21 protein-coding genes are annotated in these 22,711 nt (G+C 71.6%); 12 read left to right on the plus strand and 9 right to left on the minus strand.

Translation table 11 applies throughout. From position 1 onward, the window contains the following. Window positions 1-35 precede the first annotated feature (35 nt). Window positions 36-1,355, plus strand: coding sequence for a polysaccharide biosynthesis/export family protein (locus RIC11_RS05050; RefSeq protein ID WP_350208985.1), 1,320 nt, complete (start codon window positions 36-38; stop codon window positions 1,353-1,355). Window positions 1,356-1,399: 44 nt separating this feature from the next. Here RIC11_RS05050 and RIC11_RS05055 read toward each other — a convergent pair whose 3' ends face one another. Beyond that, window positions 1,400-2,767 (minus strand): O-antigen ligase family protein, encoded by a 1,368-nt coding sequence (locus RIC11_RS05055; RefSeq protein WP_350208987.1) that lies wholly within the window; start codon window positions 2,765-2,767, stop codon window positions 1,400-1,402. Between the two features lie 250 nt (window positions 2,768-3,017). Further along, window positions 3,018-3,341, minus strand: coding sequence for a divalent-cation tolerance protein CutA (cutA, locus tag RIC11_RS05060; RefSeq protein ID WP_350208989.1), 324 nt, complete (start codon window positions 3,339-3,341; stop codon window positions 3,018-3,020). 167 nt (window positions 3,342-3,508) lie between these two features. Here cutA and RIC11_RS05065 point away from each other — a divergent pair, with 167 nt between their 5' ends. Further along, on the plus strand, window positions 3,509-4,906 hold the full coding sequence (locus tag RIC11_RS05065; protein ID WP_350208991.1) for an MATE family efflux transporter: 1,398 nt from the start codon (window positions 3,509-3,511) through the stop codon (window positions 4,904-4,906). A gap of 168 nt (window positions 4,907-5,074) precedes the next feature. After that, window positions 5,075-6,415, plus strand: coding sequence for a glycosyltransferase (locus RIC11_RS05070; protein WP_350208993.1), 1,341 nt, complete (start codon window positions 5,075-5,077; stop codon window positions 6,413-6,415). A gap of 39 nt (window positions 6,416-6,454) precedes the next feature. On the opposite strand, the gene RIC11_RS05075 is transcribed toward RIC11_RS05070, so the two are convergent. After that, window positions 6,455-7,300, minus strand: a complete 846-nt coding sequence (locus tag RIC11_RS05075) for a TIGR03009 domain-containing protein (RefSeq protein ID WP_350208995.1) — start codon at window positions 7,298-7,300, stop codon at window positions 6,455-6,457. 498 nt (window positions 7,301-7,798) lie between these two features. On the opposite strand from RIC11_RS05075, the gene RIC11_RS05080 reads away from it, so the two are divergent. The 4 genes from RIC11_RS05080 (at window position 7,799) to RIC11_RS05095 (ending at window position 12,173) form a co-directional block, all read left to right on the plus strand. Further along, window positions 7,799-9,058: a hypothetical protein gene (locus tag RIC11_RS05080; protein ID WP_350208997.1), complete on the plus strand. Its 1,260-nt coding sequence runs from the start codon at window positions 7,799-7,801 to the stop codon at window positions 9,056-9,058. Window positions 9,059-9,209: 151 nt separating this feature from the next. Next, on the plus strand, window positions 9,210-9,824 hold the full coding sequence (locus tag RIC11_RS05085) for a non-canonical purine NTP pyrophosphatase (RefSeq protein WP_350208999.1): 615 nt from the start codon (window positions 9,210-9,212) through the stop codon (window positions 9,822-9,824). A gap of 105 nt (window positions 9,825-9,929) precedes the next feature. Beyond that, window positions 9,930-11,069, plus strand: coding sequence for a protein-arginine deiminase family protein (locus RIC11_RS05090; protein ID WP_350209001.1), 1,140 nt, complete (start codon window positions 9,930-9,932; stop codon window positions 11,067-11,069). Between the two features lie 135 nt (window positions 11,070-11,204). Beyond that, the gene (locus RIC11_RS05095) at window positions 11,205-12,173 is read left to right on the plus strand and encodes a M48 family metalloprotease (RefSeq protein ID WP_350209003.1); all 969 of its coding nucleotides are present in this window, start codon (window positions 11,205-11,207) and stop codon (window positions 12,171-12,173) included. A gap of 89 nt (window positions 12,174-12,262) precedes the next feature. Here RIC11_RS05095 and RIC11_RS05100 read toward each other — a convergent pair whose 3' ends face one another. Together RIC11_RS05100 and RIC11_RS05105 are read right to left on the minus strand one after the other, a co-directional pair. Continuing rightward, window positions 12,263-13,093: a hypothetical protein gene (locus tag RIC11_RS05100; protein ID WP_350209005.1), complete on the minus strand. Its 831-nt coding sequence runs from the start codon at window positions 13,091-13,093 to the stop codon at window positions 12,263-12,265. Beyond that, the gene (locus RIC11_RS05105; protein ID WP_350209007.1) at window positions 13,090-13,503 is read right to left on the minus strand and encodes a hypothetical protein; all 414 of its coding nucleotides are present in this window, start codon (window positions 13,501-13,503) and stop codon (window positions 13,090-13,092) included. The genes RIC11_RS05100 and RIC11_RS05105 overlap by 4 nt, the downstream gene beginning before the upstream one ends. Window positions 13,504-13,659: 156 nt before the next feature. On the opposite strand from RIC11_RS05105, the gene RIC11_RS05110 reads away from it, so the two are divergent. Both RIC11_RS05110 and RIC11_RS05115 read left to right on the plus strand, forming a co-directional pair. Then, on the plus strand, window positions 13,660-14,502 hold the full coding sequence (locus RIC11_RS05110; protein WP_350209009.1) for a sensor histidine kinase: 843 nt from the start codon (window positions 13,660-13,662) through the stop codon (window positions 14,500-14,502). A gap of 124 nt (window positions 14,503-14,626) precedes the next feature. Beyond that, window positions 14,627-15,853 (plus strand): permease, encoded by a 1,227-nt coding sequence (locus tag RIC11_RS05115; RefSeq protein ID WP_350209011.1) that lies wholly within the window; start codon window positions 14,627-14,629, stop codon window positions 15,851-15,853. On the opposite strand, the gene RIC11_RS05120 is transcribed toward RIC11_RS05115, so the two are convergent. After that, complete coding sequence (locus RIC11_RS05120; RefSeq protein ID WP_350209013.1) at window positions 15,840-17,894, minus strand: sensor histidine kinase; 2,055 nt, start codon at window positions 17,892-17,894, stop codon at window positions 15,840-15,842. The two genes, RIC11_RS05115 and RIC11_RS05120, sit on opposite strands and share 14 nt — an antisense overlap. 318 nt (window positions 17,895-18,212) lie before the next feature. On the opposite strand from RIC11_RS05120, the gene mtnB reads away from it, so the two are divergent. From mtnB to mtnC, 3 genes are all read left to right on the plus strand, one after another. After that, window positions 18,213-18,872, plus strand: coding sequence for a methylthioribulose 1-phosphate dehydratase (mtnB, locus tag RIC11_RS05125; RefSeq protein WP_350209015.1), 660 nt, complete (start codon window positions 18,213-18,215; stop codon window positions 18,870-18,872). 64 nt (window positions 18,873-18,936) lie between these two features. Next, a complete protein-coding gene (locus tag RIC11_RS05130) occupies window positions 18,937-19,533 on the plus strand; it encodes a 1,2-dihydroxy-3-keto-5-methylthiopentene dioxygenase (protein WP_350209016.1) in 597 nt (198 codons plus the stop codon). A gap of 84 nt (window positions 19,534-19,617) precedes the next feature. After that, complete coding sequence (gene mtnC, locus RIC11_RS05135; RefSeq protein WP_350209018.1) at window positions 19,618-20,319, plus strand: acireductone synthase; 702 nt, start codon at window positions 19,618-19,620, stop codon at window positions 20,317-20,319. 31 nt (window positions 20,320-20,350) lie between these two features. Here the strand turns inward: mtnC and RIC11_RS05140 are convergent, their stop codons facing one another. The 3 genes from RIC11_RS05140 to RIC11_RS05150 are packed head-to-tail and all read right to left on the minus strand — an operon-like array spanning window position 20,351 to window position 22,709. Continuing rightward, window positions 20,351-21,784, minus strand: coding sequence for a hypothetical protein (locus RIC11_RS05140; protein ID WP_350209020.1), 1,434 nt, complete (start codon window positions 21,782-21,784; stop codon window positions 20,351-20,353). Next, window positions 21,781-22,260: a biopolymer transporter ExbD gene (locus RIC11_RS05145; RefSeq protein WP_350209022.1), complete on the minus strand. Its 480-nt coding sequence runs from the start codon at window positions 22,258-22,260 to the stop codon at window positions 21,781-21,783. The genes RIC11_RS05140 and RIC11_RS05145 overlap by 4 nt, the downstream gene beginning before the upstream one ends. Beyond that, the gene (locus RIC11_RS05150) at window positions 22,257-22,709 is read right to left on the minus strand and encodes an ExbD/TolR family protein (RefSeq protein WP_350209024.1); all 453 of its coding nucleotides are present in this window, start codon (window positions 22,707-22,709) and stop codon (window positions 22,257-22,259) included. Before RIC11_RS05150 ends, RIC11_RS05145 begins: the two co-directional genes overlap by 4 nt. Window positions 22,710-22,711 lie beyond the last annotated feature (2 nt).

Genomic DNA, 22,711 nt, shown 5'->3' on the forward strand with positions numbered 1-22,711 from the left:
CACACCGACACCGCCGACCAGTCATCGCCCCGATCATGAAGCCCGCCCACGCCTACGACCGCTTGTCTCGGCAAGCCAACCGGATCACGCGCGCCCTCGTCGCCGTGGCGACAAGCGTCGCCGCCGCGGCGCCGCCGCCGATGCTCGTCGAGCCCTTCGCGCCGGCCGCAGCGGCGCACGCGGCGCCGGTGGTGATGGCCGCGCCGGAAGGAGTGGCGCCGGGGTGCGGCTGCAACCCGGCCGCGCCGCACGCCATCTGGGGCGTCGACAGCCAGTCCGCCTGCGGGCCCTGCGGCGCGGCGGGCGAGGTCGGTTGGGACTCCCGCGGGCCGATCGACTGGCAACGCTACGCGCAGGGCGAGTACGTCGGCCACGCGCGGACCGCCCACGTGCCCGAGTACCGCTTGCGGGTCGACGACACGCTCGCGTTGTTCTTCCTCCGCACGCGCGAGGTGCTGTCGCGGCCGTACCAGCTTCAGGTGGGCGACGTCGTCAACGTCGAATCGCTCACCGCCGGCAGCACCGCTGGCCTCGGCGCCGACGCGCCGGCCGGCGGCGCCGACGACGACCTCAACCGCCGTGTCGTCGTCCAGCCGGACGGCATGATCACGCTCCCCCTGGTGGGCCGCGTGCCCGCCGCGGGCCGGCGGCTGGTCGCGCTGGAGGAAGACCTCGAAGAGCGCTTCGCAGAGTACTACAACGTGCCGGCGATCACCGTCACGCCGATCCAGATCAACACCCGCCTGGAAGACCTCCTCGAGACCGTCGACAGCCGCGCCGGCCAGCTCGGCGGCCGCCAGATCACCGTGGTGGTCACGCCGGCCGGCAAGATCCAGCTGCCGGCGCTGGGCAGCGTGTACGTGCAGGGCCTCACGATCGCCGAGGCCAAGCGCGAGATCGACGCCCGCTACGCGGCCCACATCCCGGGGGTGAGCGTCACGGTCGACCTGCAGCGACGCGCGCCGCGGTTCGTCTACGTGCTGGGCGAGGTCCAACAGCCGGGCCAATTCGAGCTGCGCGGCCCGACCACCGTCATGCAGGCGATCGCGTTGGCGGGGAGCTGGAACATCGGCGCGAACCTGCGTCAGGTGGTCGTGTTCCGCCGCGGCGAGGACTGGCGGCTGATGGCCACCCTGGTGGACTTGCGCGGCGCGTTGTACGGGCGTCGCCCCACGCCGGCCGACGAGATCTGGCTGAACGACTCGGACATCGTCCTGGTGCCCAAGGCGCCGATCCAGGTGGTCGACGAGTTTATCGAGCAGGTGTTCACCCGCGGGCTCTACGCGGCGATCCCGCTGGAGCTGGTGTACGGGCAGGGCTTCGCGACCGTCAGCGCGATCACGAGCGGTTTCTGACGCCGCCCGCGCGGGGGGGTCGCGGCCGCGAGGCGGCGGCGTTCTCAGGAAGCCAGCTCCGGGTAGGCCTGCTCGCCGGCGTGGGCCACGTTGTAGAGCGTGGCGGACTTCGTCATGCGGTCGACGCCGTGGGCCATCTCGTTGATCTCGCGCTTCCACGTGAGCATCAGCACCGACAGGGTGACCTGCAGGAACGCCCACATGTTCGTCGCCCAGACGTTGGTGAAATTGACGACCCCGTGCGCGTAGTTGGCGAACAACAGCGCCACGAGCAGCGTGACCAACAGCGGGTCGGCGCCCATCCGGCGGCGGGCGAACAACACCCGCACGCCGGCCCACAGAGAGAAGCAGGCCATCAGCGTGTAGAAGCCCGCGTAGAGGATGCCGCCGCGGTGCAGCAGCAGCAGCCACGTGTTGTGGGAGTGGGTGTCGATGGTGGGGACCATGATCGAGTGGATGCCCGGGTCTTCCAGCGCGCCCAACAGCGGCCTCTTCTCGATCTCGGTCAGGTAAGCGTCGGCGATCTCCCAACGCGACGTTTCCAGAGAGCCCATCCGCCCGAGCTGCAGGCCGTGCTCGGTCTTGGCGGCCAGGTAGCCGACTAGCGCCACCGCGGTGGCGACCCCGAGGCCGACGATCACCGGCCGCTTGATGAAGCGGACCGCGAAACACGGCAGCGTGGGCGCCGCGATCAACAAGACCGACCGGCTGCCGGTCAGCAGCAGCTCGGCGAGCGCCGTCCCCGCAACGCACAGGGCGAGAGCCTTCCAGTGGAATTGGCACCGTGTGGTGACCAGGTAGAACGAGCCCAGCATCGCGAGCATCGGGTGGGCCGTGAGCAGGTTCGGGTTGGAGCCCCACGGCGAGAACCGGTAGTTCCCGAGGTGGAACATCACGCGCTCGTCGAACAGGATCGCCGCCGCCAGCGTGAACGTGGAGATGACAAACCCGATGTACAGGGCGAGGCACACCTTCCTCAGGTCGGCCGCACTCCCCAAGCGGGAGACCAACACGATCGCGGTGACCGCCATCAACGAGTAGTTCAGCGCGAGGTAGATCTGCAGCGTCGCGTCGGAGCACCGCGACACGAACACCGCCCCCATCAGCCCGAGCAGCACGAACCCCCACGACAGCGGCGGTATCTTCCGCCGCGCGGGCTGCATCAAGAGCAGGCCGAGCAGCGCGATGTAGGCCACCGGGAACAGGACCTTCGCGGCCGCCTGCAGCGCCTTGATCTCGACGAACTGGTTCGCCAGCAGCGACACCGGCATCAGCATCAGCACGACGTACTGCAGCTGACGGAACGGGATCAGCACCGCCGCCGCGACGATCAACAGCACGAACGCGGGCACGCCGACCGGCAGCACCCACGGCGGGAGCGTCTGGAGGTAGTACTGGATCATTCCGCTCATCGCTGTCCTCGGCTCGTCTCGACTCGGCTCGGCGCTCGGCCGCCCGGGGGGCCGCGGGCGACTCGGAATTATAGGTTGGGCTGAGACGCCCTCCCCGGCCGGAGCGTTCCGATTTTACGGCCTCAAGCGGTCATAACACGGGTGTTCGACCCGCCGGCCGCCGAACCGGCCAACGCGATAGCGCGGCGGCGCCCACCAGGAGCCGGGCCCGCTCAGCCCCGGTCGGCCCGCTCAGCCCCGGACGGCCTGTTTAGCCCGCGTCGGCCCCGTCGCACTGCTCCGCGAGCCACCGGCCGTAGGCCGCCGACGCCGACTCGATCGGCACGGCGACAACCTCCGGCGTGTCGTACGGGTGCAGCTCCTCGATCAGCCGGCGCACCGCGTCCCACCGCACGCGGAGGGTCTTGGCGGTGCACAGCCATTCGTCGGCGGTCTCTACGCGCTCTTGCCAGCGGTACACGCTCTTGATGGGCCCCATCACCTGCACACAAGCCGCCAAGCGCCGCTCGACAAGCTCCTTGGCCAGCCGCATCGCGGCCGCTTCGCTGTCGGTGGTGGTGCTCACCAGGAGCATGACGGCGCCCCGCTTGCTTGCCAGCCGAGCGAACCCGCGACGCTAGGCCCCGGTCCCCCGGTCGCCGTATCGTACCGGATCGCCGCCCGCGGCGCCCGCCCCGCCACTCCCCCACGCGCGGCGCGCTCTCCGGCCCCCGACCCGCCCAGCCCGCCCAGCCAGCCCGCATGTCGAGCCACTTAGTGCAATCGCCGGGCACGCTGCGGCCGCTGCTGCGGCTGTCGGCGCCGGTGCTGGCCGAGCAGGTGCTGCACCTGATGGTCGGCCTGGCGGACCTGACCCTCACGGGACGGTTCCTCGAAGGCAGCTCGTTCGTTGCGGCGATGACCGTGGTGATCTACCTGCTGTGGCTCGTCGGCATGCTGTTCGCTTTCGTAGCGACCGGCGCGACCCCGCTGATAGCGCGGTTCACCGGCGCCGGCGACCCGCGGCTCGCCAACCGGGTGATGAACCAGTCGATTTCCGTTGGCGCCGCTTGGGCCGCTGTCTTGATGGCGATCGGCTTCCCGCTGGCCGGCGACCTGATCCGAGCCATGGGCCTCGACGGCGCCTCGGCCGACGCGGCCACCCGGTACCTGCTGGTCGAGTTGTGCGTGCTGCCGGCGATTATGGTCGAGCGGGTGGGCATCGCGTGCCTGCGCGGGGCGGGCGACACCGTGAGCGGCTTGCTCACCATGATGGTGGTGAACGTCGTGAATATCGGCGTCAGCTTCGCGCTGCTGACCGGCGCGGGGGGTTGGCTCGAGCCGATGGGCTGGGACGGCGTCGCGCTGGGCACCGCGGCCGGGCACGTGACCGGCGCGGTCATCTTGCTGGCGATGCTCGTCGGGGGCCGGGCCGGCTTCCGGCTGCGCCTGCGAGACATGAAACCCGATCCGGCCCTCGTCCGCCGCTTGCTGAGGATCGGTATTCCCGGCGGGTGCGAGGCGGTGCTGCTCGTGCTGTGCAACCTGGCGTACCTGCGGATCGTCGTCGCGTTGGGCGACGTCGAGGCCGCCGCCCACGGCGTCGCCATTCAGGTCGAGGCGCTCGCCTTCATGCCGGGCGGGGCGTTCCAGATCGCGGCCTCGACGATGGCGGGCCAGTACCTGGGCGCCGGCCAACCGGACCGCGCCACACGCAGCGTGCTGGTCGCCTGCGCGGCGGCCGCCGCGCTGATGATGGCCATGGGCGGGGTGTTCTGGTTCGCGGCCGAGGAGGTCATCGCGCTGTTCGTGCGGGACAAGCCGGACGTGACCGAGCTGGCCGCACGGCTGCTGCGCGTGATCTCGCTGGCGATGCTGCCGCTGGCGATCGGCATGGTCCTCTCCGGCGCGCTGCGGGGGGCCGGCGATACTCGGTGGGCCCTGGCTTTCACCTTGCTGAGCATGTGCCTGGTGCGGATCCCGCTGGCGAGCTACCTCGCGCAAGAGACCGTGACCGCTCCGGTTCTGGGCTGGACGGTCGCCGGCGCGGGGCTCGGGGCGGTCGGCGCGTGGTGCGGCGCCGCTACCGACCTGTTTGTCCGCGCGACCCTCCTATCCGGCCGATTCCTCCACGGCGGTTGGCGGGAGGTGGACGTCTAGCCGGCGCGGCCGAACCGCGACCCACGGGCGAGCGGGATTCCCGCGACCCGCCGCGCCGGACCAGCCGTGAGCTAGGTTTCAAGTGGCTCACCGCGCGTCGGCCTGCGCGGTGGCGAGCCCCGCTAAGACCGCCCGGCCGCTCCTCTTTTACCGATTGTTGGTCGACCCATGCCGCTCGTCACTGAGCCCGAAGGGACACCACCCGCCGCGGACCCGACCGCGCCGCCGCCGATTGCGCCGGTGGTGCTCCCTCCACGAGTCAAGGCGCCCCGCCCGGCGATCTCCGCTGCGCCGGCCCCGCCCGCGACGCGCCAGGCGGCGCCGTCGGCCGGGCCCGAGCCGGCCGTGCCGACGCCCTCGGAGAGCGCCAACGCGGCCGCCCTGGCGGTCGAGACCGCGAAGGTCTTGCACGTGATCAACGGCGAGCACTACTCGGGCGCCGAGCGTGTGCAGGACCTGCTGGCCGGTGGGCTGCCGGAGTTCGGCTACCAAGCGGGCTTCGCGTTGCTGAAGCCGGGCAAGTTCGCCGAGCACCGCCAATCGGCCGACGCGGCGATCCACGAGGTCCCCATGCGGCGCCGCTGGAGCCTCGGCGCGGCCCGGCGGCTGGCCCGGGTGGTGCGTCAAAACGACTACAAGCTGATCCACGCCCACACGCCCCGCGGGCTGCTGGTCGCGACGCTCGCGTCGCGCCTGACGCACGTGCCGCTGGTCTACCACGTGCACAGCCCCGCGCGGCGCGACTCGACTCGTTTATTTGCCAACCTGGCGAACGACCTGGTGGAGCGCGGCTGCGTGCGGTTCCCGAAGCAGTTCATCACGGTCTCGCCGTCGCTGACCGACCACATGGTGCGTCTCGGCGCGCCGGCCGACCGGGTGCGTTGCGTGCTGAACGGCACGCCGCTGCTCGACGAGAACCACCCGGCGACCCGGTTCCGCCGCCCGCCGCTGCCACCGTACGTGGTCACGATGATCGCGCTGTTCCGGCCGCGCAAGGGCGCCGAGGTGCTGATCGACGCGGTGGCCGCGCTGCGGAAGAAGAAGATCGACGTGCACGTGGAGCTCGTCGGCCCGTTCGAGACCCAAAAGTACGAAGCCGAGATCGACGGCCGCATCAAGCGGCACGGCCTGACCGAGCACGTGTCGCGGTCGGCGTTCACCGACGACATCCCGACGGTCCTCGCCGGCGCCGACGCGTTGGCGTTGCCGAGCCTGTTCGGCGAGGGGCTGCCGATGGTCGTGCTCGAAGCGATGTCGGCCGGCCTGCCGGTGATCGCGACCCGCTGCGAGGGCACGACCGAGGCGATCCTCGACCGCGAGACCGGCCTGCTCGTACGCCCCAAGAGCGTGGGCCAGTTGGCCGACGCGATCGAGGAGCTGTTCGTCGGGCCGACCGACTACACGAGCATGTCCGTGGCCGCTCGCGCACGCCACGCCGAGCGCTTCAGCGACGTGGCCATGGCCCGCCAAGTGGCCGCCGTGTACGACCGGCTCCTCAAGAAGGACTGAACACCCGGGGCGGGGGCGGCGATCGCCGTGCCCCCGGCCTCACCGCTGCACGGCGCCCGGCTGGGCCGCGGTGGCCGTCGGCGGCGCGATCTGGACCTTCTTCCAGCCGATCGGCACACGCGGCGCTTGGAACAGGCTGTTCCAAACCTGTGTCATCCGGCTGTTGACGCTCGCCTGATCGATCTGGAACTGGTAGGTGGTGCGGCTGCCGTCCGGCGCGGTGACGCGCATCGCGCGCGGCAGCATCCGCTCGGTGTCGAGCATGATCTCGACCAGCCGGTAGTTGGCGGCGTCTTGCTGCCGCTTCGGCGCCGCGTGGAGCCAAACGGCGCCGGCCGGCGCCCGCGGGTCGACCCGCATCCAGTACCGCGCCTTGAGCTGGTCGGCCTTCGCGCCGAACAAGAACGGCAGCGGCCCGTCGGTGATGTTCTGCCCCTGTTGCTCGGGCGGGATGGGCTGAACCTCGAGCTGCTTCTCCCGGTAGTTGTACTGGTAGATGCTCTGGCCGTCGCAGACCCAGTGCTCGCCGACCAGGTTCGAGTTCTCGACGTGCCGCTGCTCGGCCGCGTCCCACGCCTGGATCTTGCTGATCTGGAAGCTGCCGCGGTCGGGCCGCTGGTAGCTGACCTCACCCGACTCGACCTGCTTGGCGATCGGCTCGCCCGATTCGGTCGGCTTCGGGCCGAACACCGGATCATAGACCCAGCGGGTGAACTCGCACTGGAAGGTCGCGATCTCCGAGCTCCGCGCTTCCCACTGCGAAAGCACCTGATCGAGGTACGCCTGCTGCACCTCGTTGAGCTGGAAACCCTGCGGCGTGGCGGGCGCCTGCCCCGAGGCCGCGGCGGCGGTGGCGAGTGCGATCAAGAGAAAGCGGCTGGTCATCGCTCGGGTCCGGATTGGATTCGGTAAAGACGATGGCGGTTAGGGCCGGGGACCGTACCAATCGCCTGTCGGCTCGGCTACGGCGGTTTTCGCGGCCGCTTTGTTTGCAACGCGACATTTTGTTTGCAACGCGACAGGCGCTTGCTGCGCGCACGCGATCGTAACGAAACCTGTCACGAAACCGCTGCTAAGCCGCGACGCGGCAACCGCTTAGCGTTTCGTTACACCGCCCGGGGGCTGGCTCGTTCGGCGTGTCGCATCCGCCGAGCGCGGCCAAGGCCCAGCGGGGCGCCTGCGGCCATTTTCGTCGCTGCGGGGCGGGGGCTCGGGGCAATTGGCCGCGGCCGCGGCCGGGCCTTCCACGCCGCGTGGACAGCGCTCTGGCGGCCGGCGGCGCCGCTGTGCTACGGTCCGCCGGACCCCGTCGCGAGGGCGTCCTGGCGCCGCGTCGCGACCGAGTGAGGCCCCCGCCCCGATGCGTCAAGGAGGACGCCGCCGATGTCTCGCCGACTTGTCTGCATGCCGTACCCAGCCGTGGCTCGCGCCGCGTTGCTCGTGGCGAGCGTGGCCGCGCTGGCCGCCCCCGCCGAGGGGCAATTCTGGAACCCGTTCCGCTCGCGCGAGAAGCCGGCCCCGCAGCGGGCCGAGCCCGCGCCGCCCCCCGCCACGCCGGCGAGCCTCGACCTGTCGCAGGAGTCGGGCCCCTGGCTGATCGTCGCGTCGACGTTCAGCGGCGAGGGCGCCGAAGACCAGGCGACCGAGCTGGCGCTGGAGCTGCGTGAGCGCTACGGCCTCTCGGCTTACGTGCACGAACAGACCTTCGACCTCCGCGACGCGGCGCCCGTCGGCCGCGGCATCGACGAGCGGGGCCGGCCGGTCCGGATGCGGTACCGCAGCGGCGACTCGCGGACCGAATGGGCCGTGCTGGTGGGCGACTACCCGTCGGTCGACGACACGATCGCCCAACGCGACCTCGAGAAGCTGCGGAAGGCCGAGCCGGCCGCGCTGGAGGTCGGCGAGAACGGCCAGACCCGGCAGAACTTCTCCAACACCCGCAAGGTGCTGTCCTACCTGGCGGGCCGCGACGAGTCCGCCGGCCCGATGCGGATGGCCTTCATGACCCGCAACCCGCTGCTGCCCGAAGAGTTCTTCAAGCCCAAGGGGGTCGACCCGTTCGTGGCGAAGATGAACAAGCAGGTCGACCACTCCGCCCTGGAGATAAAGGGCAAGTACACCGTGAAGGTGGCCAGCTTCGGCGGCCGCGGCACGCTGGTCGGCGCGAGCACCGCGAAGCGGTCCGGCGCGAAGCGCGACGACGACGAGGACCCCCTCGTCCAGGCGGCCGAGAACGCCCACCTGCTGTGCGAGGCCATGCGCGCCAAGGGCTGGGACGCGTACGAGTTCCACGACCGCACCGAGAGCTGCGTGATGGTCGGCTCTTTTGAGGAGGTCCTCTCCGCCGGCGAGCCCCGCGCGGAGGTGATGGAGGTCATCCGCACGTTCGGCGCGGCCTTCGACACGCCCGCCGCGCCGCTCGAGGAGAACCGCCCGACCGACCCGGTCAAGGCGCAGCAGGTCGTGCGGCAGGTCGGCCAGCAACTGGGCGGCGCGCAGATGACGACCAACATGAACCCGAAGTACGCGATGCTCTCGCCCGGCCGCGGCCAGGCGAAGCGGCCGATCCCGTTCGACATCCACCCCGAGGTGGTCGAGGCGCCCAAGCAGAGCGTGAGCAGCTCGCTCGCGTGGCGGAACTGACGCGGCCACGCGTGCCCCGCGGATCGAGCGCAGCCGCCGGCGGGAGCCGGCGGTTTTTTGTTGCGCGGCGCGGCGTTACCGTGGCGCTGGACCCCGTCGGCTTCCGCCGGCGGCTGCTACCCACCGCTCTCCGGCTCGGAGCTGCACCTCGATGGCGGATCGCCCCGTTTTGGTTGTTGGCTCGCGGAACGTGAAGAAGCGGGACGAGCTCGTCGAGTTGCTCGCGCCGCACGGGGTCGAGGTCCGCACGCTCGCCGACTTCACGGGCCTCGACCACGAGGTCGAAGAGGACGGCGACACGTTCGAGCACAACGCACGCAAAAAAGCGAGCGAGTACGCCCGCGCGACCGGCCACTGGACGCTGGCGGACGACAGCGGGCTGTGCGTGCAGGCGCTCGGCGGCGAGCCGGGCGTGGCCTCGGCCCACTACGCGGGCGAGCACGGCGCCGACGCCGCGAACAACGCGCTGGTGCTCGAGAAGCTCGCCGACACGCCGCCCGAGCGGCGCTCGGCCCACTACGTGGCGGTGCTCGCGCTGGCCGACCCCACGGGCGAGGTCCGCGCGGTCGAGCGGGGCGAGTGCCACGGGCGGATCACCGCGGCGCCGCGCGGCGAGAACGGGTTCGGCTACGACCCGCTGTTCGAGGTCCGGGAGTACCACCGCACGTTCGGCCAGATGGGGCCCGCGGTGAAGCGGGCGATCAGCCACCGCAGCCGCGCGACCCGCGCGATGCTGCCGCGCGTGGTCGCGATGGTAACGCGTTAGCGCAGGCGTTTCGCGGTTCGGGCGACCGGCCCTGGCTTATCGCACGCCCGCGGCTAGGGTCGGGCGTCGGCGCTCGCGAACCCTGCTCACGTTACGGAGGTCGAGATGGCCTTGCGGATGCTTGCTGTCTTCCTTGTCGCTTGCACGGCGGCGGCCGACGAGGCGCCGCTCGTTGTGCGGTCGAGCCTCGCCCCGGCCGAGACGGTGTTCGTGCGCGAGTTCCCGGGTCGGAACGAGCGGCTCGTGGAGCAGCTGCGTGAGCTGTGCGACGCCGTCGGCGCCGAGCTGCACGTGGTCCCGGCCGGCGAGCCCTACGCCTACAACCACGTCTGGCTGCAGGACGCGACCGAGTTCCTCGAGCGGTCGGACGGGTCCGGGACCGTCGCGCTGGCCGCCAACCGCGACCGCGCGATCGACGCCTTCGCGGGAGACCGGCTGGAGGGCGTCCCGGTGCTCCGCGTCGGCGAGCACCGGCCCGACTACGCGCGGGGCGAGGGGGGCGTGAGCTGGATCGACTGGTACGGCAACCTCGAGGCCTCGCCGCCGACCGACGCGTGGCCCCACGGCCGCGTGCTGTACGGCTTCGACCCGGCGAGCGGCGCCCAGTTGCACCCGGAGGTGGTGGACTTCTTGACCGAGCAGGGCCTGCAAGCGCCGCTGCGGGTCGACGTGGGCTGGCTGCAGATCAAGCACGTCGACGAGATGGTCTCGTTCCTGCCGGCCAAGGGCGGTGGGTTCTATGTGGCTGTGCCGGACCCGACCGCGGCGCTCGACGTGCTGCGGGGGCTCGCGGCCGATGGCCACGGCGCCGCGCCGCTGCTGGGCAAGTACGAAGCGGGGGCGACGGTCGCCGGCGTGTTGGCCGACGAGCCGTTCGTGGCGGAGAACGAGCGGCTGTGGGCCCAGCGGATCGAGCCCGCCGCGAAAAAGCTGCTGAGCGAGATCGGTGTGGACGCCGATAGGCTCGTCCGCTTGCCCGTGCTCTTCCACGCCGGCGGCGCGGCGCGCACGCCGAACGTCGTGAACGCCCTGGTCCTTCCCGGCCGCGACGGGGCGCCGGGCGTGGTGGCGATGTCCGACCCGGACGGCCCGGTCGTCGGCGGCCACGACGCGCTCCGGGCGGAGGTCGTCCGCCGGCTGGAGGGAGTCGACGCGGCAGTGCGATTCGTCGACGACCGGCAGTACCACAAGTGGAGCGGCAACGTGCACTGCGCGACCAACGCCATCCGGCCGCTGCGGCCCTGACGGCTCGGCCCCCGGTTTGTGGGCGGCTCGATTGTAGGCGGGGCCGGGCGGGCTGCTATCATACGCCGTCCCCCGGAAGCGGCCCGACTCCTCCCAGGTTGACCTGCCGTGCCGAGAGTGCACCTCCCGTACCCGATGCCCACCCGCCGCGCCCCCTCGGGCGGTTATCGACGTGTGCCGGGGGGTTACAACCAGCGGTCGCGGCCGTTGTTCGGCGTGGGCACGCGCGACAGCCACTCGCTGGGCGGCCGGCGCAAGGGGCCGATGCTCGGCGGGCTGGGGGTGCGGGTGTTGATCGCGCTGGCGATCGTGGCCTTTGGGCTCGTCACGTACTACGGCAACCCGGGCGACGTCAACGAGATCACCGGCCAGCGCGAGCGTGTCGCGATCCCCGACGCAGAGCAAGAGATGGCGCTCGGCCAACGGGCCGCGCCAGAGATGATCGCGCAGCACCGCGGGGAGTCCCGCAATCGGGAGTTCGTCGCGCAGGTCCGCGGCGTCGGGCAGGAGCTGCTGGCGGGGCTCGAGCTGTGGATGGCTCAAAAGGAGCAAGAGCTGGGCGTCGAGCTCCGCAACCCTTACGAGTTCCGGTTCACCCTGCTCGCCGACCCCCAGACCGTCAACGCGTTCGCGTTGCCCGGCGGCCAGGTCTTCATCACCGAGGCCCTCTACTCGCGGCTGGACACGGTCGGCCAGCTGGCCGGCGTGCTGGGGCACGAGATCGGCCACGTGATCGAGCGGCACGGCAACGAGCGGATGGCCGAGCAGCAGTTGTTCGCCACGATCGGCATGGCCGGCGGCGCCCTCGGGGGCGACGCCGAGTCGGCCCGCATGGGCCAGATGATCGCCGGCATGATCCAGATGAAGTACGGCCGCGACGACGAGCTGGAGAGCGATCGGTGGGGCGTGCTGCTGACCGAGAGGGCCGGCTACGACCCGCGCGCGATGATCGGCCTGATGAAAGTCCTCGAAGAGTCGTCGCCCAGCGGCGGCCCGCCCGAGTTCATGAGCACCCACCCGAAGCCGGCCAACCGCGTGCGGTATATCCAGCAGGTGATCGCGGACGTGTTCCCCGACGGCGTGCCGGAGGGGCTGACGCCGTAGGGGGAGGGACGAGGGATGAGGGGATTTAAGGCCGGGGCTTCGCGCGCCAGCTTTCCCTCGTCCCCCGTCCCCCGTCCCTTATCCCTCCGTCAAAATCCCGCTCCGACGCTCACCGTGAAGCTCGACTCTTCCACCAGGCGGGCTTCGGTTCGCAGGGTCCAGACGTCGCCCAGGTCGACCCTTGCGCCGACCACGATGCCGAACAGGCTTTCTTGCTCGGTTTCGCCGGAGAGCCAGATGCGGTCGCCGACCGGCGTGCCGCCGACGACGATCGGGTTCTCGTAGTCGAACACCGCGTCGACCGAGCCGCCGAACGCGCTGAAACGCGGCCCGCCGTACACGCTGAGCCAAGCGACTTCGCCGAGCGGCGCGTCGAACGAGCCCAGCAGCGCGACGCCCGCTTCGCTGTAGTCGCTCTTCTGAATAGCGGCGAACGACCCCCAGCTCGGATCGACGCCCGACATCCGCTCCGTGTGCGGGGAGATCCAGTGGCCGGAGGCCTGGGCCGCGAGCCGCAGCGGGCCGGTCTCGCCGATCAGCACGCGCAGCGCGCCGCCGACGAGCACCAGGTGGTCGCCGTCGTCGTCCGAGCCGCCGATGCCGATATCGACTTGCCCCGCGAGGCGCGCCGTCGGCGAGGCGCTGAGCCGCAGCAGCGCGTGCTCGATCTCGGCGTGGCCCTTGACCGGCGGCAGCGTGGGCCCCACCACCGCGGGGCCGCTAGCGGCCGTGCCGAGCCGCATCGGCTGGCTCTGCAGCTCCACGCCCCGGCGCAGGTCGACGTACGCCACTTCCAGCCGCACGGGCGGGCCGGGAGTGGCTTCGTCGAACCACGGGTCGCCGACGTCCAGCGCAGCGGCCGGGGCGGCGAGCGATCCGGCCAGCAGCGCCAGCGCGAGCGGCCGCGCGCGGCGCGTCATGCGGCGCGGGTGGGGCGGAGGTACTCGGTCAGCTCTTGCGACATCGGCGTGTAGGGCAAGCGCGGCTCGCCACGGAGGGCGTCGGCCACGACGGCCAAGCGGGTCGCGGCGGTGCTGTCGAGGTCGAGCACGATGCGTCGCCGCGCACCGACCCAGCGGCACCCGCCGCCAATGCCGCCCAAGCGGCGGCGGCGGACCTCGCAGCCGAAGCGGCGCGCCAGGTCGAGGGCCTCGCCGAGCAGGCTGGCGGTGTCGCTATCGGCGGTCGCCACGCAGCGACGCTCGCGCGCGGCGGCTTCCTCGAACGACAGCAGCGTGGGGCCGGCCTCGTAGGCCGCAAAGTCTTCGGCGCCTCGCGCCGTTGCCCCGGCCGCGCAGAGGCGCAGCCGGGCCTTCGTCTGGGTGGGCATCCTTGCCTCGCCGGGTCAGGCGTCACAGTTTGGTGTGGCGGGCTTCCTGCCCGCCGATCGGGCGAGATTCTAGTCCGCCGCCGTTCACGGCACGACGCCAAAAGCGACGAACTTCATATCCGGGCGATCAAATATCCCGGCGGGAACCTGCTAGCAATGAATCCTATCGACGCCGCTCCGCGTGACACCATGCAACAAGAGATCCAGCGGCTCGAGAGCGAGCTGAGGGCCGCGCAGCAGATGACCGCGCTGGGCCAACTCGTCAGCACCACCACGCACGAGTTCAACAACGTGCTGACGACGATCCTCAACTACGCGAAGCTGGGGCTCCGGCACACCGACGAGGCGACCCGCACCCGCGCGCTAGAGAAGATCCTCGGCGCCGCGCAGCGGGCCGAGAAGCTGACCGGCAGCGTGCTCGGCTTGGCGCGCAACCGCTCCGCCGCGCCGGAGCCGACCGACCTGGCCGCGATCACCGACGAGACGCTCGTGCTCTTGGAGCGCGAGCTGCAAAAGCACCGCGTCGGCGTGGAGCGCCGCTACGAGAGCACGCGGCCCGCGTTGGTCGTGGGGAACCAGATCCAGCAGGTGCTGCTGAACCTGCTCACCAACGCGCGCCAAGCGATGCCCCGCGGCGGGCAGGTCGTGGTGCGCACGGCCGACGACCCCGAGGCCGGCACGGTCGACCTGGTGGTGCGCGACACCGGGCAAGGCATCCCCCAAGAAGACCTGCCGAAGATCTTCCAGCGGGGCTACACGACCAAAGCCGGCCCCGACTCGACCGGCAAGGGCGGGGCGGGGCTCGGCCTGGCCGCTTGCCGTGAGATGATCGAGGCCGTCGGCGGCAAGGTCCGCGTCGAGAGCGCGGTGGGCCGCGGCACGCAGTTCACCCTGAAGCTGCCCGCCGCGACGGCCGAGCAAATCGCCGCGCCGACCGGCAAACCGGTCGTCGAGCTGGGGCTCCGCGCCGACGGCGCCCAGGCCCCGGCGCCGGCCTGACGCGCGGGGCGGCGGCGGCTTGTAGGGGCGTTTTCGAGGTATCGGCCCGTGTTTGCGGCATAGCGTTTGCGGCGTCAGCTTGGCTCACCCGCGCATCACGCTTATTGCCTTTCGGGGGCCGGTTTTGTCTTGGGACGCATTCGTCGAGAGCTGGGGCGAGTCCGCCCTTACGACGGTCAGCTTCTTCTGGATGGCTTTCTGGGCCTTCGCGCTCGGGTACGTGATCAGCAGCTGCATCCAGGTCTTCGTGACCCGGGAGCGGATGCGGCGCGCGATGGGCGAGTCGGGGCCCAAGAGCATGGCCCTGGCGACCGTGTTCGGCTTTATCTCTAGCTCGTGCAGCTTCGCCGCCCTGGCGACCAGCAAGGCGCTGTTCAAGAAGGGGGCGGGCCTCGCGCCGGCGCTGGCTTTCATGCTGGCGTCGACGAACCTCGTGATCGAGCTGGGGATCTTGATCGCGGTGTTCCTCAGCTGGCACTTCGTTGTCGGCGAGTACCTCGGCGGCGTGCTGCTGATCTTGGTGATGTGGCTGATCGTGCGCCTGACGCTGCCGAAGTCGCTCGAAGAACAGGCGCGGCAGCGGGCCCAGGGCGAGGGGGGCCAGGGCGACCCGGACGACTGGCGAGAGCTGATCCGCTCGTGGGACGGCTGGCGACGCGTCGCGGAGCGCTACTTCATGGAATGGGGCATGGTCTGGCGCGACGTGACCTTCGGCTTCACGGTGGCCGGCGTGATCAGCGCGTTCGTGCCACGGGAGTTCTTCACCTGGCTGTTCGTCGGCGCGGGGTCGGGCGACTCGCTGCCCTTCTGGCAGGTGCTCGCGCAGACCGTGGTCGGCCCGGTTGCCGCGTTCTGCACGTTCATCGGCTCGATGGGCAACATCCCGCTGGCGTCGCTGCTGCTGGCCAACGGCGTGAGCTTCGCCGGCGTGATGGCGTTCATCTTTAGCGACTTGGTCGTCTTCCCGGTGCTGCGGATCAACGCGAAGTACTACGGCTGGAAGATGGCGCTGTACATCCTGGCGGTGTTCCTCGTGTCGCTCGTAGCGGCGTCGCTCGCGCTGCACTACGGGTTCGCCCTGGCGGGGCTGTTGCCCCAAGGGGGGGCGAGCGAGTCGGTCGAGCCGACCCAGCGGTTCGGGGTCGACTACACCCTGTTCTTGAACCTTCTTTTCGCCGCCCTCACGGTCGGCCTGTGGCGGCTGGCGCACTCCGGGCAGGACGACGGGGGGGGCCACTCGCACGGCGGCGGATCGCCGAGCGCGGCCGACCGGTTGCTCACCTGGCTGGCCTGGGCGTCGCTGGCGTGGCTGGTCGGTGGGCTGGCCGTGTGGGCGTTCACGTCGTGGTAGGCTGGCTCGCCGCGACCACGGAGGCCGTCGCCGGCGCCGGCTCGAACGCGTCGGCGGCCTCGATCGGGATACGCACGAGGAACGTCGCGCCGCGGCCCGGGTGGTCGACGAGGGTGAGTTCGCCCCGGTGCTGTCGCACGACGACGTCGTAGCACAGGGCGAGCCCCTGGCCGGTCCCTTGGCCGATGTCCTTGGTCGTGAAGAAGGGATCGAAGATCCGCTCGCGGATCGCCTCCGGCACGCCGGGCCCGGTGTCGGCGACCTCGATGTAGACCGAATCGGCGTCGGCGTAGGTGCACAGGCGGATCACGCCGGGCAGGTCGTGCCGGCCGGCAGCGCGGGCTTCGGCGATCGCGTCGGCGGCGTTCACGATCAGGTTGAGCACCGCCTGGCTGATCGCGGCGGCGGCGCCTTCGGGCATGGGGAGCGAGTCGCCGAGCTCGAACTCGCACACGGAGTGCTCCTTCCAGCGATTGCTGCTAAGGACCGCGGCGTCGCGCACGAGCTGGTTCACATCGATCGGCGCTTTCGCGACCCGGCCGGGGTGCGCCATCACCCGCATCGCGCCGACGATCTCGACCACGCGGCCCACGGCCCCGCGGAGCTCGTCGATCGCGACGGGCATCTCGGCGACCGCGTGGGTGAGCTGGGGGTCTTCGGCGCGGCGCCGCACCGCGGCGCGCCAACGCGGCCGGCCCGCGTTGGGGCTCTGGCAGGCTTGTTGCAGGGCGGCCACCTCGTCGAGCACGCGTCGGCTGGCTGTCGAGATGTACCCGACGTTGTTCACGGCCGCTTGCATCGGCGTGTTCACCTCGTGGGCGATCCCGGCGGCGAGTTGGCCGATCGACTCCATCCTCCGAGAGTGGGCGACCTGCCGATCGTGCTCCCTCAGGCGGGTGATCTCGTTGAGCAGGCGCTGGGTCTCGGCGGCCTTGGCGCGGAAGGCCTCGGCCGCGTGGGCCAGCCGGCCGAGCTCGTCGCCGCGGCCCAGACACGGCACGGCGCCGCACGGCTGGTCGGCGGCGAGCCGATCGAACGTGGCGGCGATCGCCTTGAGCGGGGGCGCCACGTTCCGGGCGATGAGCCACGACGCGCCGAGCCCGAGCAAGACCGTGATCACCGAAACCGCGGTGTTCATCGCGATGAACCGGTCGGCGTCGGCCTCGACTTGCTGGGACAGCTCGTGCGTCCGCTGTGCGCACTCGACACGCGCCTCGCGGGTCATTTGGAGCAACCACTCCGACTCGCCGGCCAGCACCACGTTCGCCAGCCGCAGGTAGCCGCGCGTCGACTGGACCATCTGCGTGAAGGCCGACTCGTACCGGTCGATCGCGTCGAGCAGGTCGGCCGAACGCCGCGGGAACTCCGGGGCCGCTTTCGCAAGCCAGCGCCGCGCGTCGGCGAGGGACTGCTTGGCGACGCGCACGTGTGACGAATACGGGTCGGCCACGAAGCGCAGGGTGTGAAGCCGCGCGGCGGCGAACGCGTTCTGGACCCGCAGCAGGCGGGGGTCCTCCTCGGCGCCCGCGCCGAGCCGCCCGATCAAGTCGAGGAACCGCTGCGCCTCGCCGGCGAGGGTGTCTTCCAACAGGCGCTGCCGCTCGGCCCGCTTCAGGACTACCGCCTGAAAGGTCTCGTGGTGGCGCCGCAGGCCTCCGCGGAGCCGGGTGAGCAGCTCTGGATCCAGGCCCAACCCAGAGCCGGGGCTGAAGCAGTCCTCGACCTCGTCTAGCAGTTGCCGCAGCCTGCCCTCGAGCGCTTCGGCTCGGTGCTCGGGCCCGGTGTAGCCGGTGAACTCGAAGAGGAGCACGTTGCGCTGCAGCTCGGCGAGGGTGCGATCAACCTCGTTGAAGGTCTCGACCTTTGAGCGGAGCGCCTCCTGGGCGACGCGGTCGCTCTGCGCGCGACGCAGGCCGTAGTGCCCCAGCGCGACGACCGTCAGGTGCAGCACGAGCACCGTGCCGAACCCCAGCGCGATCTTCGACGACACGCTCGGCCGAGCGAGCCACGCGATGGCGGGATGAGCGGCGGGGGAGGACATCAACAATCACCGGCTCGGGCGACCGGCTTGGTCGTCGGGTACAGGAACCGATGCAACCGCCCGCCGGAGCAACGGTCGTTCGCAGTCGGAGGACTGGTAGCGGCGACGCGCGGCGCCCGACGCGGAGCGGCCTCCGCTTAAACATGCGTTGGTCCGCACGCCGCGCTTGCCCGCAGCCGGGTGTGGCATGCCGAAGTTCTGGGCGGGTCGCGACGGCCGTGCCGGCGGGTGGGTTTGGGCGGCCGCTCGCCAGGTTGCGAAGCAGGCGCCCAGGCAGCTTGTTGACCATCCGCGGCCCGATTTGCGAGCATAGCGGGCGTGCCAATCCCGCCAGCCGCTGCCGACGCCCCCTTCGCCGCCGACGCCCGCCGGGCCGCCGCGCGCGGCCTGATCACCCTGGGCGGCGAGATGCACGCGCGGGGCTGGTCGCTGGCGACCAGCAGCAACTACAGCGTGCGGCTGTCGGAGAACCCGCTGCGGCTGCTGGTGACCGCCAGCGGCAAGCACAAGGACCGGCTGACCGAGGACGACTTCGTGCTGGTCGACGAGACCGGCCAGAGCGTCGAGCCCGACGCCCCAAAGTCGTCCGCCGAAACGCTGCTGCACACCACGCTCACGCGGTTCGCCGGCGCGGGGGCGATCGTGCACACGCACTCGGTCTGGAACACGCTGCTGTCCGACCGCCACGGGCCCGATGGCGTGGTCACCCTCGCCGGCTACGAGATGCTCAAGGCCCTGCCCGGCGTGACCACGCACGACACGGCCGTCGACCTGGCCGTGTTCCCCAACACGCAAGACATCGCCGCCCTGGCCGAAGAGCTCGCGGAGCGCCTGCGTGCCGGCGACGAATCGGTCCGCCGCGGCTTCCTCATCGACAAGCACGGCCTCTACACTTGGGACAGCGACCTGAGCGGCGCGCGGCGCTGCGTCGAGGCGCTCGAGTTCCTGTTCGAGTGCGAAGCGCGGCGGGGCGCGTGATCCCCCAAGCACCGCGACAGCGCTTCCTAAAGCCTACCGCCTCCAGCCTACAGCCTTCCCTCCCATGGCCACCGTCAAGATTCCCGCCGAAAGCCGCCGCCTCGACGACCCGGCCGAGATCGCCGCGTTCCTCAAGCCGTACGGCATCTGGCACGAGCGTTGGGACGTCGAGGGTCGCGTCGGGCCCGACGCGGAGTCCGACGAGATCCTCGCCGCCTACGCGCCGGAGATCGAGCGGCTGAAAGAGGCCGGCGGCTACGTGACCGCCGACGTGATCAACGTGTCGCCCGACACCCCGAACCTCGACGCGATGCTCGCCAAGTTCGACAAGGAGCACACCCACTCGGAGGACGAGGTCCGCTTCACCGTGCGCGGCGCCGGCGTGTTCTGGATCAACCCCGAGGGGAGCGACCCGGTGTTCGCGATCGAGGTCGGCCCCGGCGACCTGATCAACGTGCCCCGCGGCACGCGGCACTGGTTCCACCTGTGCGACGACCGCACGATCCGCTGCATCCGCTTGTTCCAAGAGACAAGCGGCTGGACGCCCGAGTACATGGACAACCCGGTCCACGCCGAGCACCCGCCGCTGTGCTGGGGCCCGCGCTACATGACCGCCGAAGCGGGCTCCGCCGCGCTGGGCGACGGGCCGGTCCGGTTGTAAGGCAAAAGGGAACCACAAAGGCACGAAGATCACGAAGGCGTCTTTGTGTCCTTCGTGCCTTTGTGGTTCATTCCAAGGACTAGTATGCAGTTCTCCGGCCGCGGGGTATTGCTCGACATCGAGGGGACCACCTCGGCCGTGGCCTACGTGTACGACGTGATGTTCCCCTTCGCGCGGCGGGCGATCCCCACGTACGTGGCCGACCACTGGTCCGACGACGCGATGCGCGACGTGCGGCGCCAGTTCGCCCAGGACGCGGGCCGCGAGTTCGACTCGCCCTCGGCGCTCGCCGACGAGGCCCACCGCCTGATGGACTCCGACGTGAAGGCCACCGGCCTGAAGACCCTCCAGGGCCTCGTGTGGGAAGCCGGCTTCCGCTCGGGCGAGTTGCAGGCGCACGTGTACGACGACGTGCCGCCGGCCCTGGAGCGCTGGCGCGCGGCGGGCCTCGACCTGCGGGTCTATTCTTCCGGCAGCGTGCACGCGCAGCGGCTGTTCTTCGGCCACACCGAAGCGGGCGACCTGACCCCCCACTTCAGCGGCCATTACGACACAACGACCGGCCCCAAGCGCGACGCGGAGAGCTACCGCCGCATCGCCGAAGACTGGCGCCTACCGCCCGGCGAGATCCTGTTCCTCAGCGACGTGACCGAAGAGCTCAACGCGGCCCGCGCGGCGGGGATGGCGACTTGCCTGGTGGTCCGGCCGGGCAACGCCGAGGCTTCGGCGGCGCAGCCGCCGCATGTGCGGGTGGGGTCGTTCGGGGAATTGGCGCTCCGCGTTTGAGTCTGGCGGTGGATCGGCGGCGCCACGCGACCTACAGCGGGCTGAGCCGCTCCGCCGCTTCGCTGTCCGGCGGCGGCGGCGCGAGCAGGCGGGTTAGGGCCACCAGCTTCTGGGCGTCGTCCTGTCGGCCGAGCTCCTCGAGCAGGTCGATCCGCGCCAGGCGGGCCTCGTACCACGCTTGGGTCCCGCGCGGGTCGCGGGCTTCGATCTGGCGCCATCGCTCGAGCGCTTTCTCTTTCTTGCCGGCGTCGGCGCTCTCGGCGAGCAGCCGCGCGTAGGCGGCTTGGGCGGCCCGGTCGGCGGGGTTCTCTTCGGCGAGCGTTTTGGCGACGGCCAGAGCCTCCGCTTCGCGGCCGGCGGCGGCGATCTGGCTCGCGGCGGGGGCCCGCTTGTCGCCGGCCAGGGCGCCGAGGCTGTCGGCTAGCCGCCGCGCGGCCTGGGCGGCGGCGGCCGGCGAGCGGGCTTCGGCCAGCCTCGCGCTGGTCGCTTGCAATAGCTCGGCGACCGCCGGCGTGCCGCGCAGGCCGGCGTCGGCGATCGCCGCGGAGGCGCCCTGCCGGTCGTCCGACGCCAGCGCCGCCACGACGCGCACGGCCGCCGCGCGGCGGCGCCACTCGGCGTCGGGCGCCGGCGGCGCGTGGGCCGCGACCCGCAGGAGCTTCCGCGCGTACGCGTGCCAGTCTTCGCCCCGGCCCAGCGACGCGGTCGCCAGCACGAGCGCCGCCTCGCGGCTCGCGTCGGTCCAGTTGTCGGTCCAGGCGGGGGGCTGGCCGACGAGGAACATCCCTTGCAAGTCGGCCCGGGCCGCTTCGAAGCGCTCGATCGAAGGCTCCTCCCGCAGCAGGCCCGCGTGCGCGGCGACGAGGAGCTCTGGCTCGGCCGCGTCCGCCGCGGCGCGGAGCTCTTTGAGCAGCTCGGGCCACCGCTCGGCGAGCGCGAGCACCCGCCGCCGCAAGCGACGCACCGCTTCTTCCGACTCACCGCCGGGCCAGGCATCCAGGTGCTCGGCGAGCAGTTTGTCGTACGAGGCAAGGAACCCCTCGTCCGCCGCGGCGAGCAGCGGCACGAGCGCGTCGCAAGCCGCGCGGTGGGCGGCCGCGGCCCGCGGGTCGCGCGGGTTCTCGAGCGCCGCATCACGGAAGCGACGCGCCGCCTCGGCGGGCTGGCCGGCCGCGCGGAGCGCCTCGGCGGCGGCGAGCGACAGCTCGAACGACCTGCCGGTCGCGCCGGACCGACTCGCAGCCGAGGCCGCTTTGTCGAGCGCGGCGACCGCCGCGTCGGTGTGGCCAGCGCGGAGGCGCTCCCCTGCTTCAGCCACCAGCGACTCGACGTCGTCCGGGACCGGCGTGGCGGCTTGCCCTAGCTGCTGCTGTGCGCGGTCCAAGTCGTCGGTCAGCGAGCCTTGCGCGAGCGCGTGCCCGGCGGCGACGAGCGTGGCGAGCGTCGTGCGGAGAAAGGTCTTCACCGCGCCGGTTCTCCTTCGTCCGCGCCGGCGTCCGAGGCGACCAATAGCACGCGGCCGAGCCCCGCCGCGCGGGCCGCGTCGTACGCGGCGACGGCGTCGCCCATCGGCACGCCGGCCGCCGGGTCGATCGTGACCGGCAGCGAGCGGTCGATCGCGGCCAGGTCGGCGAGCAGCCGCGCGAGCGTGGCCGGGTCGGCGGCTTGGGGGCCGTCGTTGACGGTCCACAGCGTGCGGCCCTCGACCCGCCGGCCGGCGATGGCGATCTCCTCCAGCGGCGGCCGGGTCGCCTCGCCCGCGCCGGACCCCGCGTCGGCCGATTGGTAGGCGAGGCTGGCGGCCAGGTTCTCTTCGGGCTCCTGGAAGCTGGCCGTGCACAGGAAGAACACCAGCAGCAAGAACACCACGTCGATCATCGGCGTCATGGCCGCCGCCAGGGGGTTGGCGGCCAGCGTCCGCGGGGCTCGCGGCGTCCTCACGGCGTGGGCCCTCCGGCCGCGGGCGCCGCGCCGAGCACCGCGAGCGAAACGTCCTCCACGCCCGCGGCGACACACGCGGCCAGCACCGGCTCGACGCGTGCGTAGTCGACCGCGCGGTCGCTCCGCAGGCGCACACGCGGCGCGGCGCCGGCCTGGGCGGCGGCTTGGCTCAGGCGCTCGGTCAGCTCGCCGAGCGTGACCGGCTGGGCGCCGAGGGTCACCGCGCCGTCGGCGGTCACGTTCACGGTGAGCCGCGGCGCGGTGTCGGCGTCGGGGGCCGACGTGCGCGCCGACGGGAGGTCGAGCGCCAGGCGGGTCTCGCGGCGGGCGAGGTGGCTGCTCACCAGGAAGAAGATGATCAGCAAGAACACGACGTCGATCATCGGCGTCATGTTCGCTTCGGCCGCGTGGCGGCCGGCGCCGGACCGGTTGGCTAACGGCACACGCATCG

The sequence above is a fragment of the Botrimarina sp. genome (genome assembly GCF_040219535.1).
Classification (GTDB): Bacteria; Planctomycetota; Planctomycetia; order Pirellulales; family Lacipirellulaceae; genus Botrimarina.